At 41.6% G+C, this 16287-nt stretch carries 21 protein-coding genes; 7 read left to right on the top strand and 14 right to left on the bottom strand.

Annotated elements, in window-relative coordinates; genetic code table 11:
- Positions 1 to 274: 274 nt before the first annotated feature.
- A complete protein-coding gene (locus IM479_RS01970) occupies positions 275 to 541 on the top strand; it encodes a hypothetical protein (protein ID WP_004161646.1) in 267 nt (88 codons plus the stop codon).
- A gap of 396 nt (positions 542 to 937) precedes the next feature.
- Here IM479_RS01970 and nrtS read toward each other — a convergent pair whose 3' ends face one another.
- Genes nrtS through IM479_RS01950 form a run of 4 tightly spaced genes read right to left on the bottom strand, consistent with a single transcriptional unit; the run spans position 938 to position 3328 of the window.
- Positions 938 to 1189: a nitrate/nitrite transporter NrtS gene (gene nrtS / locus IM479_RS01965; RefSeq protein ID WP_002776306.1), complete on the bottom strand. Its 252-nt coding sequence runs from the start codon at positions 1187 to 1189 to the stop codon at positions 938 to 940.
- A 3-nt stretch (positions 1190 to 1192) separates the two neighbouring features.
- On the bottom strand, positions 1193 to 1756 hold the full coding sequence (locus IM479_RS01960; RefSeq protein ID WP_286823811.1) for a GUN4 domain-containing protein: 564 nt from the start codon (positions 1754 to 1756) through the stop codon (positions 1193 to 1195).
- Between the two features lie 53 nt (positions 1757 to 1809).
- Positions 1810 to 2940, bottom strand: a complete 1131-nt coding sequence (locus IM479_RS01955) for a CO2 hydration protein (RefSeq protein ID WP_287687283.1) — start codon at positions 2938 to 2940, stop codon at positions 1810 to 1812.
- 31 nt (positions 2941 to 2971) lie between these two features.
- Positions 2972 to 3328: a DUF1823 family protein gene (locus IM479_RS01950; protein ID WP_286823809.1), complete on the bottom strand. Its 357-nt coding sequence runs from the start codon at positions 3326 to 3328 to the stop codon at positions 2972 to 2974.
- Positions 3329 to 3538: 210 nt separating this feature from the next.
- Between IM479_RS01950 and IM479_RS01945 the strand changes: the two genes are divergently transcribed.
- The 3 genes from IM479_RS01945 to IM479_RS01935 all read left to right on the top strand — a co-directional run bounded on the left by IM479_RS01945 (position 3539) and on the right by IM479_RS01935 (position 5844).
- Positions 3539 to 4432, top strand: a complete 894-nt coding sequence (locus IM479_RS01945; protein ID WP_286823808.1) for a DMT family transporter — start codon at positions 3539 to 3541, stop codon at positions 4430 to 4432.
- Between the two features lie 298 nt (positions 4433 to 4730).
- Complete coding sequence (locus IM479_RS01940) at positions 4731 to 5243, top strand: type 4 pilin (RefSeq protein WP_287687287.1); 513 nt, start codon at positions 4731 to 4733, stop codon at positions 5241 to 5243.
- Entirely contained in the window at positions 5218 to 5844 is a 627-nt protein-coding gene (locus tag IM479_RS01935; protein ID WP_287687281.1) for a prepilin-type N-terminal cleavage/methylation domain-containing protein, read from the top strand. The genes IM479_RS01940 and IM479_RS01935 overlap by 26 nt, the downstream gene beginning before the upstream one ends.
- Positions 5845 to 5891: 47 nt before the next feature.
- On the opposite strand, the gene IM479_RS01930 is transcribed toward IM479_RS01935, so the two are convergent.
- Positions 5892 to 6293: a sll0565 family protein gene (locus IM479_RS01930; RefSeq protein WP_287687279.1), complete on the bottom strand. Its 402-nt coding sequence runs from the start codon at positions 6291 to 6293 to the stop codon at positions 5892 to 5894.
- A 72-nt stretch (positions 6294 to 6365) separates the two neighbouring features.
- Here IM479_RS01930 and IM479_RS01925 point away from each other — a divergent pair, with 72 nt between their 5' ends.
- A complete protein-coding gene (locus IM479_RS01925) occupies positions 6366 to 6647 on the top strand; it encodes a DUF6439 family protein (protein ID WP_286823804.1) in 282 nt (93 codons plus the stop codon).
- Here the strand turns inward: IM479_RS01925 and IM479_RS01920 are convergent.
- The 9 genes from IM479_RS01920 to IM479_RS01880 form a co-directional block, all read right to left on the bottom strand.
- Entirely contained in the window at positions 6644 to 7045 is a 402-nt protein-coding gene (locus tag IM479_RS01920) for an ATP-binding protein (RefSeq protein ID WP_286823803.1), read from the bottom strand. The two genes, IM479_RS01925 and IM479_RS01920, sit on opposite strands and share 4 nt — an antisense overlap.
- A 341-nt stretch (positions 7046 to 7386) precedes the next feature.
- Positions 7387 to 8754, bottom strand: a complete 1368-nt coding sequence (rlmD, locus tag IM479_RS01915) for a 23S rRNA (uracil(1939)-C(5))-methyltransferase RlmD (RefSeq protein ID WP_287687278.1) — start codon at positions 8752 to 8754, stop codon at positions 7387 to 7389.
- Positions 8755 to 8756: 2 nt separating this feature from the next.
- On the bottom strand, positions 8757 to 9209 hold the full coding sequence (locus tag IM479_RS01910; protein ID WP_287687276.1) for a DUF29 domain-containing protein: 453 nt from the start codon (positions 9207 to 9209) through the stop codon (positions 8757 to 8759).
- Positions 9210 to 9265: 56 nt separating this feature from the next.
- On the bottom strand, positions 9266 to 11005 hold the full coding sequence (locus IM479_RS01905; protein ID WP_287687275.1) for a helicase HerA domain-containing protein: 1740 nt from the start codon (positions 11003 to 11005) through the stop codon (positions 9266 to 9268).
- Positions 11006 to 11263: 258 nt separating this feature from the next.
- Positions 11264 to 12175 (bottom strand): 2-carboxy-1,4-naphthoquinone phytyltransferase, encoded by a 912-nt coding sequence (menA, locus tag IM479_RS01900; protein WP_287077613.1) that lies wholly within the window; start codon positions 12173 to 12175, stop codon positions 11264 to 11266.
- A 584-nt stretch (positions 12176 to 12759) separates the two neighbouring features.
- Positions 12760 to 13332 (bottom strand): Uma2 family endonuclease, encoded by a 573-nt coding sequence (locus tag IM479_RS01895; protein ID WP_286823797.1) that lies wholly within the window; start codon positions 13330 to 13332, stop codon positions 12760 to 12762.
- A 46-nt stretch (positions 13333 to 13378) separates the two neighbouring features.
- Positions 13379 to 14392, bottom strand: coding sequence for a WD40 repeat domain-containing protein (locus IM479_RS01890; RefSeq protein WP_287687273.1), 1014 nt, complete (start codon positions 14390 to 14392; stop codon positions 13379 to 13381).
- A gap of 36 nt (positions 14393 to 14428) precedes the next feature.
- Entirely contained in the window at positions 14429 to 14671 is a 243-nt protein-coding gene (locus IM479_RS01885; protein WP_287687271.1) for a DUF5678 domain-containing protein, read from the bottom strand.
- Between the two features lie 7 nt (positions 14672 to 14678).
- Entirely contained in the window at positions 14679 to 15110 is a 432-nt protein-coding gene (locus IM479_RS01880) for a DUF29 family protein (protein ID WP_287687269.1), read from the bottom strand.
- A 745-nt stretch (positions 15111 to 15855) separates the two neighbouring features.
- Here IM479_RS01880 and IM479_RS01875 point away from each other — a divergent pair.
- Together IM479_RS01875 and IM479_RS01870 are read left to right on the top strand one after the other, a co-directional pair.
- A complete protein-coding gene (locus IM479_RS01875; protein ID WP_353737584.1) occupies positions 15856 to 16041 on the top strand; it encodes a type II toxin-antitoxin system HicA family toxin in 186 nt (61 codons plus the stop codon).
- On the top strand, positions 16016 to 16237 hold the full coding sequence (locus IM479_RS01870; RefSeq protein WP_024968851.1) for a type II toxin-antitoxin system HicB family antitoxin: 222 nt from the start codon (positions 16016 to 16018) through the stop codon (positions 16235 to 16237). The genes IM479_RS01875 and IM479_RS01870 overlap by 26 nt, the downstream gene beginning before the upstream one ends.
- Positions 16238 to 16287 lie beyond the last annotated feature (50 nt).

The following is a 16287-nucleotide window of genomic DNA, read 5'->3' as shown; positions in this document are numbered from 1 at the left end:
TCAATTGTCTATCTTTTGGTATTAACCTATTTGTGCCGTAAGTGTCTCCCTGTATAGATTTCAGCTACTTTTAGGCGTAGGCACTCTCATCGAATTTTATTTTAAGTTAATTATTTGCATAACAATTACCGAAGAGCCCAATCTCCTAAACTATCGGGTACTGCTGTGACAAATCTGGCCACATCTTCTCCTCTCAAAACAATAGACCTCGACCTAATCTAATAAAATCACAATAATAGGATATTATAAAACAAAAACCAACTTAAACACTAATATGATTAAACGAATTAAAGCATTGAATGAGCTAGAATTTGATTCGGCAAAATCGGGGGAGCCAGTCTACGGAAAATATAAAAAACTATTCGTTTATATAGAGTTAGGCAAGGAAGAGGAGTATCGAGGAAACCCTCAAGATAACCAGAAAACCCAATACCGACTTTTTCGTCGGTGTAAGGTGGAATACTCGAAAACGGAAGAAGAATCAGAACAAGGTATCTACCAATATGACGAAACAAATATCGATGTCATTTTGTACTGGTAGAGGTAACATTGGACGGTATAGGTCTTTTAATCGCTCTTTTTCTGGGTGATTGTCGATCTTGAATCAAATCTCGGTTTTCCTCGAGGAAAGAAATTAACTGATCATCAGGGATTTCTCGGAACTCGCCAGTTTTCAATAAAACAGTAGCCATGGTAAATCGAACTCCTGAATATTCGTCTCGATCGCTATGAAAGCAGATCTTGTCTTGATCATATATCTATTGTTGCTTTATTCCAATAGAGCGATCGCTAAAGAATGATAAAGTAGTTGCTAAAATATCTAATAGAGATCTGTGTCACCCGAATATTCGTCTCGATCGCTATCATGGCAGCCCTCTGCTAACAGGGAGTTCCCTAGAGTCAAAGAAATCACCACTTAGAGGTATATTCATTGTCTTTATTCCTGGGATTTTTTCGGCCACTGCTGACGGCGATAACTGCTATACTGCCCATGAACATTGACTAGATAGGGAACTAGATAAGTCAGTAATGCCGCCAGCCAGCGATCGCTTGTCATGCGCCCAGACACTATAGCATAACCGTGGTTAATTGTCAATAAAATTGTACCCACTATTACAGCCACTTTTATCCCGGTGGGGGCAAATTGGGGGGACAATAAAGCATGAAAATAGCCGATAATCCCTTTCATTGTCTATAAATCGCACTCTATCAGGCGAGTAAAACAAAAAGTCACCATTTTTAACCCGTAGGGAGACTTCCACCAGAGAGCGGGAAAACAGCCTTGAGGAGCTGCGAGACTAAAATCCCAGTGATCATAATCATCGATACGCCACTCATCTTTGTCGCGCCATCCTACCAATTCCCCAAATTTTCTAATCGTTTCCGCGTCTTGGGTACGCAGGGTATTAATACTACCCCCAACGGCAAAATATAACTTCACCTGATTGCTAAAACCGAAATGATCGCCGCTATAATTTTTCCAAAGGCGATCGAGTACCCGAATCACATTAACGGGAAACCGCATCATATCCTCTGGGGTTAAAGTATCGCGGGTTCTGCCGGCAGCTTCGAGGATAACTCGGAGAGTTTCTGCGTCTGCCTCCCTAAAGTTCCCCTCAGCTAGGAATTGCTGTAATTTACTATAGCGCTCGATGTCCGGAACTAACATCTGACGCGCTTCGATCAGGGCAACCCGTTCGGTTAAAGATTGCAATTGAACTAAAATATCCTGAAGTTGGACGTTAATATCTGACATAAATGTAAAGGGGTTTGTTGACTGCAAAAATTAGCGATTTATCGGCAGAATAATTATTGATTTACCGCTTCTAATCTTGATTTAACAAAGCGGTTCATCCATGCTTCTAGATAGATGCGATTGGCTTTTTGCTCTTTTAAATCTGTGGTAGTTAAAGGGTAAGGTGCTAATCCTTGAATGGCTGCCGTTGTTACACAAAACATCGACTTTTGAAAGGTTTCGCAGATCTGAACTAATAAATCTTCTTCTTGACGAAAACTCTTTTTATAAATGTCGTGCAGATAATCTGGTAAAAAGTGACGCATATCCTGCATTAATAGTGTGGGAGGAATCCCTGCACCTCCAATGGGTAAAGGATCCGCATACAAAGCACCATAGGCAAACATTCCTTGATCGTAGGGAATTTGATAGGCTTGGGCATTATAGGAAATTGTACCGGGGAAAGGAGTTCCGCGAAAGAAAACCGCCTCAACGTAGGGGATTGCCGTATCCGCAAGAAAGGTTAATCCTGCCGATTTGGGGATAAGATCATAGGTTTGTCCTTTGATTTTTACCTGATAGACAATTGCTTGACTAGCATTATCGACTAAATTTTTCTTAATGTGTGCCACCACTGCGGGAATACTGGTAATTTTTCCGGCATCGTAGAGATCGGATAAACTTAAAAAAGTATCGGCCATAATTCGCCAAAATTGACCTAAACCGCTATAGTAGGCCATCATCCGCATTTGTTCTGGCAAAAATTCAGGAAAGGCTTTATTTAAAATTAAAACTAGCGGATTATTCCTAAATTTGGCTTGAATAACCTTGGCTGTTACTTCCCGAAAAGCGACACTATCTACATAACTATCTAAACCACCCCCACCATGCCAAAACATGGCTTTCATACAGTATTCAGCATACTCAAAATTAATGCGATCGTGCCACCAGTGTTGGAGTAATTTCTGCCAAGATACTTGACCATTAAAATATTTAAAGAAGGGGAAAAAAACCAAAAACTGATTTTCTGCAATATAAATTAAATTTTTGGAATAAGCATCTAACACCACTCCATAACTTTTCAGGATACCCACTACCTCGATCAAATTCTGGGGAGTATCTTTTAACAATGCTTCCCCAGCCGTGAGACGATCAATATAGGATGCTAGGGGATGAGAGGAGGACTTGACAGGGATAGTGACCATGCTAGAAGCTTGATAAAATAACTTTCCTCATCTATTTTAACGCATAAAAGCACAACCAATTAGCGGCGGTGGCACGGCGAGTCATGCGGGGATTGAATTCGCCAATTTTATAACCAGTAAACCCCAATTTATCTTTTAATAATTGTTTATTTTCTGGCAAGATCGATCGAGTTAATTTTACTGTTGGGGGACGATTGCCAATAAAATCCGGGGGTTGAGGATATTCACCTCGCCAATCTTCCTCTACTTGACTATTATCCCATTTTCCTTGACTTTCATCGTAGCGATAACCTAAACTTTGCCAGACCAATTTATTAACGGTTTCGTCGTCAATTTCATCGTTAATAATCGCCCAAATTGTCTCTATATTTAATTCTGGTAGTTCCATAGATTAAGTAAATAGGAGATGGGGAGATGGGGAGATGGGGGATGGGGAAGTGGGGTGATGAGAAGAATAAATAAAAATAATCTCCTGAATCCTGACTCCCGACTCCTGAATCCTGAATCCTGAATCCTGATCAGTGATCACTGATTACTGATCACTGATCACTGACAATGGTAAACAACATCATTGATCATCACGCAAGCGTAGCCCATTTTGCCTCCTTCTAACGCCAAAATTATTTTTATTTTAACTATCGGTGTCGTGTCGGTTTCTGCATCGGCAATTTTTATCCGGTTAGCGATCGAAGCGGTAGGTAATGCTACGATCGCATTTAGTTTATTTTTAGCCACTTCTCGTCTGATATTGGCTTCTGTTGTCCTAATTCCGAACTGGTTTACCTTATCACGCCAAAAAGTCCCTGTTCAAGCCTATTATTACGCAGTGGGAGCGGGATTTTGTTTAGCTCTCCATTTTGCTACTTGGATTACTTCTCTATCTTACACATCGATCGCCGCTTCTACCACTTTAGTCACCACTAATCCCCTCTGGGTTTCTCTGTTGGGTTGGTGGTGGTTTCGAGAAAAACCGAGCAAATTAACCTTTATCGGCATTTTTGTGGCTCTAACGGGGGGATTATTCATTGTTTTAGCCGATCAATCTCTCAGTAGTTCTTATCCTAACCCTTTATTGGGCAATAGCTTGGCTTTAATTGGGGCAATTCTCGTTAGTGGTTATATTCTCCTCGGACGGGAAGCACAAAGAAAGGGCTTAAATATTAAGAATTATATAACTGTAGCCTACACTACCGCAGGATTAGTTTTATTACCTTCTATTTTTTTATTCGGTCAAGGTTACGAAAGCTATCCCTTATCCGTGTATGTTTATGTGTTAATGATGGCGATTTTTCCGCAATTAATCGGTCATACTAGCTTTAACTGGGCTTTGCGATGGATAGCACCGACAATAGTAACCATGGTAATTTTATTAGAGCCAATCGCCGCTAGTCTGTTAGGAGTGTTCATTTTTGGTGAAATACCAGCCCAAGAAGTCATTTATGGCGGATTAATTCTGTTAATCGGCGTAGGCATTGCTATTTTAGGCGGATAAGCTTGTTAGTGTATCTAAATTACTGGTTAAGTGTAATCTCGATCGCCGACAAAGAAAGAATAGATTAGTGTACAATGCTAACTGCATGAGAGTTTAGACAATCTGAATCACTTGAGCAATAGGGTTTTCGGGGAATTAATTCCCTGACTAGAGTTATAAATATCCCATCAACTGGGTACTCTGTAGTTGAGAGCTAAAAAAGCCAGTAGTTTTCAGGAAAAACGGGGGGGGTTGATAAGTGAAATCAAAAGGAAAGGGGATACAGTTGAAACTGCCGTCGTCCGAGTCGGGTTTCTCGATGTTAGAAGTGATCATTGCCATTTTAACTATTACCGCTTTCTTAACAGGAACCTTACAGTTAATGGCAGTGAATGCCTTATATAAAGTTCGGGCAGAAAGACAAGCTAAAGCTAACTTTTGGATTCAAGAAGACTTCGAGTTTGTTAAAGCTTTAGCTTCGAGTTTAGATGTGAAATCCAGTCCTGATTATGTCAAGGCGGATGTATGTACAGGAACGGAGGGTTATGCCACAGCTTTAAGAAGACAACTAACGAAAACTCGCCTCCCCACTACCCTCCCCACCAGTACTGACCAAGAAGTAGAGACAAGACCAATTGTCGGTAAAAAAAACTATTCTCTCTATCGAACTTTTGATATTACTAACCAATCGGCTAATCCCCATCGTCTCCGTATTGATTATCGAGTCGAAGCAACAGATAAAAATTATAAAGATTACCCCAACCAAGAAAATGTTATTGCTGAAAGTTCTGTCGAGGTGATTCCCAATGCGTCGTTTAAATGTCCATCATAAAAATCAGGGTTTTACCCTGTTAGAAATTTTGGTAGCTTTGGCAATTACGGGAATTCTTGCCGCCTTAACCCTACCTAATTTATTAGCTTGGTTGAATAGCAATAGAGTCCAACAAGCCACCGATTCTATACAATCAGCCCTACAGGATGCCCAAAAACAAGCTATGCGTCGAGGGAGAATTTGCACGATTAATTTTACTAACGGGACTGGCACTAATCCCACGGTTTACTCGCAAATAACTGCCAGTGAAGCGGGTTGTTTAGTGGCGACTAATACTAATGCGGGTTCCCTACGTCTGCCCCAGGAAGTATTTATGGTGGTGAATAATTTTCCCACCCTAGGCGGCAATCCGGGGGTGCAGTTTTCCTTTCGGGGTCATGTACCGGGGTTAACCTTTACTCCGCCGCAAAACCAAGCGATAATCGTATTATATCCCGCCGCCGCCAATACCCCCAGAGCGCCCTATCCCAACCAAGAAAGAAAATGTCTAGTTATGGCTTCTCTGCTAGGAATAGTTAAACAAGGCACTTATAACGGCAATCCTCTAGTTACGCTCGATGCCCGTCAATGTCAAATCCGTCTGGATGGAACCCAACCCTAATCAGTACCCCACACCTCACTCCCCACACCCCACTCCTGTGCAGTTAATCACCCGCTGCAGGATCGCAGAATCCAACCCAGTAAGACTCCGATACCACCAAAGCGGACAATTTGCCAAAAAACTTCCCCCAGCAGTCCGCGACGGATTCCCTCCCAGAATAGGCGCTTTAATTCCCCTTCTTTGAGTAAATTGCTTTCTAAAATTACCTCTAATTCTTGAATCTGTTCGCGAATTTGTACCAATTCCTTTTCTAGTTCAGGTAGGGGATTTTCCCGCCATTGGGGTTCTATTTGGCTAAATTGTGCCTCTAGGTCTTTTTTTTGCTTTTCTGCTTCGCTGATCTGTCGATAACGGTCTTTTAGTGCTGCGATCGCCGCTTCGACTTCTTCAATCGCTTGGGTAAATTCTGCCGATTCATCGCTAGGGTATGGGTTTTCTTCTAAGGACATGGACTCGATCCGATTACCTGCGTCTAAACTATAGTTATAGACGATTTTACGGTTTTACGAAACCTTTTGATTATGATTCCATCCCCTGTCTCCTCCTCATCTCAGACTGTTGATCATCTATCTACCCTGGAATTGGCGCGGATTTTGGCGGAACGTTTGGCGATCGCACCGATTGACTGGCATCGTCTGAAAGCCCATCGTAATGCTCGGGCTGCCGAACAATTAGGGACGGCTTTGGTGTTTTTATTAGATAATCAGCCAGAAGAAGCACTTCCTCGGCTACAACAGGCTACAGGCTGGCTCGATCGCTCAATTTCTGCTCCTCCCTGTCCTTCTCACGGTCATGGTCATTAGGTGAACCCGCGTTCCTGTTTAATTTGTTTACAAAGTTTCAGTTGGGTTCCTTTTTGATTCCAGTCAACTTGGTCGAAGATTTGATATAATATACACAGTCCTCGGCCATTTTCCGCTTCTTCGGGGGGAAAATTGGGACAATCGCAACTACAGCCATGATGGTGACAACGGGGGGTAAATCCACAACCTTCGTCGGTAATTACCCAAGAATACTCGTCTTTACTGCTGGAAAAGTGAACGACCACGGTTTTGCCCGGATCGAGATGATTGCCGTGTTTAGCGGCATTAACTAAAGCTTCTTGCAATCCTAATCTAATTTCTGGCTCTAATTCTTCGGGAATACTAGCGGTCAATAAATCTAAAATCGGACAAAGATACAAGGTGGAAGCGAAACTCATGGTGTTCCAGCTTCGTTTGCTTGTTGGCAGTGAAATAGCAATCACGCGCTTTACCTCTAGCTTTTATTCAATGACTATTCTCTTACAGAAAGATTAAGGTCTCTTAACCGTCGATCTAGATGATTGCCATACCTAATAAGTCATATTCTGCCCCTTTTCTGTCTCTGAGATGGATTAGATATTTTTTTGATTGATCTACACACCAATCGAGAATCAAGGCAGCTTTGAGCGAGTAGTTAATCAAAAAAGTAGTTGACTGGAACGGGGCTTAATATGCTATTATCCTTAACCATTGACTTTTCAGCCATAAACGGCTAAAGGATCGGGTTTTTCCCCTTATTTCATCCTACCATATTCGCTGTTTTTTGTCTAAGAAAAGCAGCGCATTCGACGTGGGGAGTTTGGGGAAAGAAATCGGCGGTTTGCACTTCTAGTAGTTGATAATCGCCTGTTTGACAGAGATATTGCAAGTCTCTGGCTAAAGTTGCACTTTGACAACTGATATAAACAATGCGTTGACTTTGCAGCTGTAACAGACTATCGAGGACAGATCGATCGCAACCTTTGCGGGGCGGATCGAGTAGAATAATGTCGGGTTTAACTGTCAGTTGCGGTAAAGTTTTTTCTACTGCCCCCAAAATAAAAGTTGTGTTGGTAATATTATTTAATTGGGCGTTAATCTTGGCTCGATCGAGGGAAAAGCTATAGGATTCTAGTCCAATCACCTCTTTAACCCGTTTAGCGAGGGGTAAAGTAAAAGTACCGATGCCACAGTAGGCATCAATAAGCATTTCTTCACCTTTAAGGTCTAATTTCTGACAAATAACCGCAAATAAGGCTTCAGCAGCCTCTGTATTAACCTGAAAAAAGGTATCGGCAGCCAATTGATAGGTTAATCCGGCGAACTTTTCGGTAATATAGTCCCTTCCGGCGATAGTTGTGGTCTGACTGCCAAAAATAGCATTACCTCGATCGGGGTTATAATTGACGGTTACACCGACTAAATTGGCGTATTTTGCCAGCCATTGCTGCGCCTGTGCCTCAATTCCCTGTAAATTATTATCGGTACTAATCAGGGTTAATAAAATTTCTCCCGTGTGGCGGCCAATTCTTAGGGATAAATGGCGTAATTGTCCTTGATGGGTCTTTTCATCGTAAATTGACCAGCCTTGCTCCTGAATGTCCTGTTTTATCTCTGCTAGAAACGGATTTAAAGCCTGATCTTGAATCGGACATTGATTGAGATTAATCAGATGATGGCTGCCGCGACGATAATAACCCGCTTGCACATTGCCGGTGGGGGAAAATCCGAGGGGATAGGTAGCTTTATTGCGATAAGCGAGGGGAGAATTACCGGTGAGGGGAGGATAAACCAAAGGCTCGGTAAAACCGCCAATTCTGGTTAATACCTCTTGTACTTGCTCTTTTTTGACCAGGCGCTGAAATTGATCCTCGATGTGTTGCCATTGACAGCCACCACATTTATCGGCGACAATGCAGCGGGGACGGATACGATGGGGAGAAGCCTGTAGAATAGTTTGTAGTTTGCCGATCGCATGACTTTTTTTGATATAGGTGATGCGAGTTTGAATGCGATCGCCAATGACCGTATCTGGCACAAAAATCACCTGTCCTCGGTATTTTCCCACACCTTCGCCCGTATGGTTGAGGTCGGTAATCTCGATCTCGATTAAATCACCTTGTTGCATAGTTAGGGAAACCAGTTTTCATCCAGGGTTTCTTCTGGGGTAATAATGACTTCTATAGGAATTTCTTGCTTGCTCAATTTCGAGACTATTTGCCTAGCTTTTCCATAACAAGAATCGAAAATTTCGAGGAGATAAGGTTTTAAACTAGGACTGTCTTCCAGCAGATCGGCAATTTGAACTCGGAAATTAATAATTGCCGCTTCCCATTTATTCGCATTATACTCTCTTTCCGTCTGCCAATAAACTAACTTGAGCAGATGAGCTAATAATTGAATTAACAAACTTTTGAGAGCGTGTCGATTATTTTTTCCCATGCTTGCCAATTCCTCGATCAGATTAGTCCAGTCAACCGAGGCAAAATCCTCCTGTCGTAATTGGTTAACGGTTGTCTCGATCCATAGCTGAAAATCTCGATCGTATAAGCTGATCTTCGAGATCGGTACTTGAGCGGTCATGGGAGGTAAACAGTAAAAACAATCCAACACTATTCTACAATCAAAAATTAATTTTTCTAAAATCCTAGATCGGCTTTAGCAATTTTGGCTGCCGCTAATACTTCCTCATCGGGTAATTCTCGCCAGTCGGTCGCACCTATTTCAGCATAGAATTTTTGATCGTAGGCGCGAGTACGAATTACTACCGGCATAGGGACCGCATGACCTAAAACTAAAGCTTGTTGTTTTGAGTCTAATTTCGCTAAAACTGATCGCAAACTTCCCCCTCCAGAAACCCCTGTAAATATGGCTTCTATGTCCTTTTCATCGTTTAATAAACAGGTGATTCTTGTCCCTACCTGAGACATGACTTCGTTATCAATTCCTGAAGGTCTTTGGTCAACAATTAAGAGAGTAACAAAGTATTTTCGCATCTCCCTGGCGATGGTTCCAAAAATAGTTTGATGCACCACGGCAGAATCGAGAAATCGATGAGCTTCTTCAATGGTAATCACTAACTGTTGCGGCCGATCAACGGGGTTTTTAGTTTGTAAAAAATATTCAGCTTTTTTAACATAATTAGCATGAATCCGACGGGTGATCATATTGGTGGCTAACATATAGGAAAGCATATTACTTTGGGAGCCAAATTCAATGACAACGTGCTTACCTGCATCTAAAGCTTGTAAAACCTGATCGATATAATTGTGGGGACAAACAGTTTTTAAATATTTCAAACTATCTAGACGCATTAATTTTCTCTGGAGGGACATAATTGATCCCGCATGGCCCTGTTTTTCGGTACAGAAGATTTTAATGTCCTCGTTACTCATATTTAATAACTGAACGATCCAAGATTCTCCATACTCGTTATAGAGAATATTGGCATTATCTAAACTAGCTTCCGAGATGCCTAATTCCCGACCGATTAAACGAATATCCTCGATTTCAATCTGATTATAACTTAAGAATAATTCCTGCGCTCCTCGTACTCCCCGGCGTTTGGTAGAATCGGGATCGAGGGTATAAATTTCTACCTGTCCGGGGAATAATTGAGATAATCCTTTCACCGTAGAAACATCCTTCCCTTCTTTCATCGCTTCCCAACCGTATTCCGAGTGCATATCAAACATGAGGTTAACCCCTGCTTGTTTGCGAATAATGCCCGAAATTAGTAATCTGGTTAAAAAGGATTTTCCTGTCCCCGATTTGCCAAAAACACCGTTACTACGTTCCACAAAGCGATCGAGATTAATACATATTGGCACGTCCATGTCAAGGGGTTGACCAATGGCAAAATTCTTTCTGGTGGGGTCATCTTCCCAACCGAAAACCATGCGAAAATCCTGCTCACAAGCTTCATAAACTTGGCTAAAATGGGACGGAATAGTTTTAACTGGCAGTAATTCTAAATCGGCGCTAGTTTGGGGTTGAAAAGAGCCTAAAGAAGTGTCGGAAACTGCGGGAGAATTACCTCCAGTCGGAGTCAGAGAGACCCCGGCTTGAAAAGCCGGGGCTTCCTCTGACTTCGTAAACATGAGCATAGGCGATAGTTCAATAGTACCATAAGTGCCGCTACCCGCCAAAACATCGCGCATAAAACTATCATCGGGATGGGGAGGATTCGCGATAATCCGGGGACTAGAGTTACCCAGGGAGACATCGGTGAGGAGACAGAAAAAACGCGAGCGAGTGCCTTGCACAACCAAAAACTTACCGACGCGCATATCTTCCACGGAAATATCCGGATAAAGACGGATTTCTAAACCTTCACTCAGGGAACCTTGAATAACCGATCCGAGGGGTTGTTCACTCATGCTAACCTTGATTTGTGGCGATTAATTATGAATTATGAATTATGAATGAGGAAGTGGGAAGTGTTTTCTGTGAACAGTAATCAGTGAACTTAAAACTCAAATCTGATAACTGATAACTGATTCAAGTCGGTTAATTTTTTTTCGGTCTATCCCGCCTAAAAATGAGGGGTTCGCAGGCAGGCACGGATTTCCATTATGAATACAAGTATAGGTCAAGTGGCGGGGTTTTGTCAAGGGGTTTAAGAAAAAAAATCTGGTTTATAAACGGGAAGAAAGGAAATAGCCAAGGGAGAAGAGAATGCCACTAAAAAAGTGAAGATTAACCGCTATAAACTTGCAGTTACTGACTAGCTGAGGTTGGTCGTGATTTTGGTTAACGTGGTGGACTAATTGCCAAGCGAAAGGGAGACTAAGGAAGATTAAAAGAGTGAGAGGGGGATAAACTTGCAGCAGGACAAAAACTACCGTTAAAACATAAACGAGAACCGTCACTACGGTTAAAACTCTAGAACCTTTTAAAGTACCCAAACGGGCAATAGGTGATTTTTTACCTGCTTTGAGATCATCGGCGACTTGATGGAAATGGGAACAAAAAAGGATGATAGAAGTGGTAATCCCGATAATAATTGAAGCCGCTAGACTAGAGAGAGAAAAAGCACCGACTTGGGAATAGTAGGCAGCGGCAATCGCCAAGGGTCCAAAAGTAAAAAAACAGATAATTTCACCTAATCCTTGATAACCGAGACGGAAGGGAGGACCTTGATAGGTATAGCCCAAAAAACAGCAGAGGGCGATTAATTCTAGGATAGTCCAATCGCCTCGCCAATAACTAATGGCAAAAATACCGGCGATGCCTAATAATAGAAAAAGATTACTCAGCCAGAAAATCAAAGATTTGTTACCGGTTAAATTAACGATCGAATGGGCCTTATTGACATCGATACCGGTATCGGCATCAAAAACATCATTGCTGAGATTTAACCAAGCGAGAATTAAAATAGCTGAGAGGATAAAAGTGGCAAAAATCGGGGCAGAAAATAGACCTGTTTCCTGATAAGCGATCGCTGTTCCCAGAATAATCGGTATAATTGCCACACTATACATTGGTGGTTTAATGGCTGCTAACCAGAGTTTTTTGGGCGAGGGAGTGGTGACAGTATCGGTGGTCATAGTTAAATAGGGTTTGCGGCAAAAAGTTTTTCCTAGGAGTAGGGTGTAGGGTGTGGGTTTATACCCATTTTTAGGTGGTCAATTACCTAATTTTCAGGGAAAAAGTCCTTGAATTTCCCCCCCGATAACTCCAATGGCCGGCACTTTTTGATTTCAAAAAGGCCTAAAGATATTATCCAACAAGGTTTTTAGATTTATTCAGCAAACCCTAGATAGTTCCTCAAAATTGAGATGCGCCCAACCGGACAGGGCCCGTTTTAGTGTTAACCCGAAATTTTCGCTAATCTCGCCCTGAGCTTAGTCGAAGGGTTAGACTTTGGTTTTGGCTTTTTCTGGCAGTTTACCACGGGTAGCGGCACCAGCTAAACCCAGACCTGATCAACCGATAGCAGTCATAGTTCCGGGTTCAGAGGGGTCAAAAACGGCAAAAACAAGGATTAAATTGCCTAAAATCTGTAAATAGACCATTTAATTGATTATTATTGATTCTTAATTCTCCTGACTACTGACTACTGACGACTGACGACCGACTCCTATTTTGATTTTTACAAGAGGTCTGATCATACCTCGGTTTTAAGGATATTTTACTCAAAAATAGAGATAAATAGACTAAAACCGGGTAAGACATCCTCCCCGCTTAAATTAGCGGGGAGTTCTATAATTTCTACGGGTTGCTGAGGACGATAAATTTCCACTTGTTGTTGTTGAGGATTAACTAGCCAACCTAATCGCAAACCACTGTGGAGATATTCCCGCATTTTAGCTTGAATTTCCGGGAGGGAATCGCTACGGGAGCGCAGTTCAATAACGAAATCGGGGCAAATAGGCGGGAATTTCTCCTGTTCTTCTCGACTCAGAGCTTGCCAACGGGTTAAACTCACCCAAGCGGCATCGGGAGCGCGATCTCCGCCATTCGGTAAACGAAAAATCGTCGCTGAACTAAAGACTTTACCCAATCGGGTTTGATGATTCCACAACCAAAGTAAACCAATAAAATCGGCCTCTCGGTTGCCGCTAATTCCCCCAACAGGTGGCATCACGATTAATTCTCCTTGAACGTTTCTTTCCAGTTGCCAATCTGGGTTAACTTGACAGAGACGGTAAAACTGCTCATCGCTGAGATTGACTGTATCTAAGTTTAAAATCACTGCTGCCATGGCTATATTTCGCCCTAGAAAACACTCTAGTCTTAATTATAGTCAATTAGATTCCCCGCCACAGTGCGATCGCACCGTCTTGATCTCCAGTGACTAACCAACGACCATCTTGACTGGCAACCATCCTTAAGATGACGTTTCCCTTCAGGGTATTCAAGTGCCGACGGGTATTAACATCCCAAAATTTGACGGTTCCATCCCCGGAAGTGCTGGCCAAAACTTTGCCCCCATCGAGCAGGGCTATATCGGTAACAGCGTCGTTATGGGCGAGAATAGTAGTGGTGCCGATGCCGCTTTTCACTTGCCAACCGCGGATCGAACCGTCTTGACTAGCAGTACCGGCGGTATTACCATCCTTGGAAAAAAGCACCCGATAAACGGGGAATAAATTACCCGCATAGGCACGAATAAAGCGACCGGTACTCACTTTCCACAGTTTAACGAAGCCATCGTAATCGGCGCTAACAATTCCTTCACCATCGGGACTAAATGCGATCGCTTGAATGGGATGATTATGGCCGCGCAGGATTTTTAACAGTTTCCCCGTCTGAAAATCCCAGAGTTTAACTGTACGATCCCAGCTACCCGTGGCCAAGGTTTTACCATCGGGAGAAATAGCGGCATCAGTAACGAGAAAAGCATGGCCGGGATAGGTCATTTCTAATTTTCCCGTGCGCGTATTCCAGCGTTGCACTTTTCCCCCCGCATCGGCAGTTACGAAACTCTCACCATCGGGACTAAATTGGATAGCGTTAACGGTATCACCTAGTTGCCAAGTCCTGAGAGGTTTTTGAGTTTTTAGGTCCCATTCCCTAACAGTACCGTCAAAACTACCACTCAGCAGCAGGGAGTTATCGGGACTAATGGCCAAAGCATAGATGGGATCCTGATCGGCTTTTAAAATAGTAACCCGTTCGACCGTCTGCCAAGGCAGGATTTCTGCTAGGGGAGACGCTTGCGGAGTGGTGATTTTCTCTTTTTCCTGATTGACTGCACAACCACTGGATAGCAACAGTAGCAATAATAACGATAACGTCGGTTGATAAAGGGTTATTTTCATAGAATTTTGCCGTTGTCAAAATCAACTTAAACTACTTTAAACTTGAATGGGTAAAATTTGAATAGAATAACGACAACGAGGAACAAGATAAATGACAAATTCTTGATTGGTTGTGTTGGCTTGTTCCAGAACATTCTGTAAATTTTCACCGTGAGCAATCACCCCTTTTTCATTATAAGCGATGTATTTATTCTTATATAAATCAAGCACAGTGTCACGATTTTTGTTTAACCAACGTAACATTTCTTGGGCTTGTTTTTTAGAGATTGAGTCTATCATAATCTTTCTAAGGAGAGACGTTTTTGATTAAAAGGAAAGCATCGCTAATCAGTTTATTTTTGTCAATTATAGCTTCTATTTGCTCCGATTGATAACGACCAGCTTCGACTTCTAAAGAAGCTGCATCCAAAGCATTAAGATAAGCATCGTTTAAAGTTTCTGTTAATTCCTCATCACTTAAATAATATCCTGCTGCTTTTCGGCGTTTATTTTGGCGTTGAATTTCTCTAACACTATTGCGAATGGAGACATCCCAAGAACGAGTGGTTCGTTTTTCTGCCTGTTGTTTAATTAAATGAAGTAATAAGATAACAGCATAACTACGAATGGTGCTAATAATCCCATTTTTGCTCATATCTTCAAGTTCTTCTACAATCGCCAGTGAACCTTTAATATCACCTTTTAAGAGCAAAGCTTTTAATTCTAAAAGTTCTTCCATAATCCAATTTCTTCCCCAAAATATACCTTAATTATATCTTGCCACAAGTCTCTCTATCCAAAAGCTCATCCCTGACTGGGTAGGTGGGTTGGGTTAAATATTCAGATAGACTTAAATTAGATTGAAGGGAAAAACCGAATACCCCATGGGGTTATGGTGATAAAAAAAATTTATCAATCATTGTAGGATGGGTTAGACGGCACTAAGTATTAACAACGAAGGATGGGTGATCAATCCGTCGTAACCCATCTTCCCAGAATTTGTAACAACTATAAACATTTTGCTCCCAATATCCAAGAAAACCAAGCGAATACTTATCAAACAAAGAATAAGAGAGCCAAAAATTTAATTATTTCTTAATCTATTTTAAGCTTTTGTGTGCTACATTTCCGATTGTTCTCCTAAGAATGGAATTTTCGAAAATGACTCAAAGATTAGCAAAACTAATTGATTTTCGGGTACATTCGCCCTTTTTTAACAACCTCTGCTTATCTGTTCAGCCAGCCTTAATTATATGCCAAAATTGAGCGAGTAGCTCCCAGAGGTTTTGAGGATTTAAATTTGAGGATTTAACAGTGTTAAATCCCTAGAGAATTTGATTTTTTCGTCATTGAGTGATCTGTGAATAATTTTGAATTATGCAGCACATTTTTAACAATATGCTAGGATAGTATTGAGGTTTTAAGCGGTAACAACCTATGCAGTTAGAAGATTATTTTGAATTTGTGGCAGTAGATAATATTCAATTAAAAGGACATCGTATTGTTGGACTTTTGACCATCAAACAGGAAGTCATCACATTTGGTATTCATCTAAGAGAGTCCGTATATCTATTCAACCGACAAAAAACGGTGAAGCGAAAGCTTATCAAGTTAAACAATTTTTAAAAATACAGGAGGAAGAAAATGAATCGAACAACCGAGGATTTTAACGGTTTTAGCATTAATATCTTCCAAGATGAGGAGGGAGATTGGGTAGCATACTTAGTAGAAATGCCTAGCGTTTCCGCTTTTGCTGATAGCCCCCAAACAGCACTCAATCAATTAATTTTAGCTTGGGAAGGCGTTAAAGAAAGTTATCGTCAACATGGTGAAGAAATTCCTCATTTAGCTATGACAAAAAATTAGGCAAACTGTTGTGTATTTAAACTGAGTCTTGAAAATTTTAGTACAAATGC

Origin of the sequence: Microcystis sp. M165S2 (genome assembly GCF_020245885.1) — a bacterium.
Lineage (GTDB): Bacteria > Cyanobacteriota > Cyanobacteriia > Cyanobacteriales > Microcystaceae > Microcystis.
This window is presented reverse-complemented; position numbering and strand designations above follow the sequence as displayed.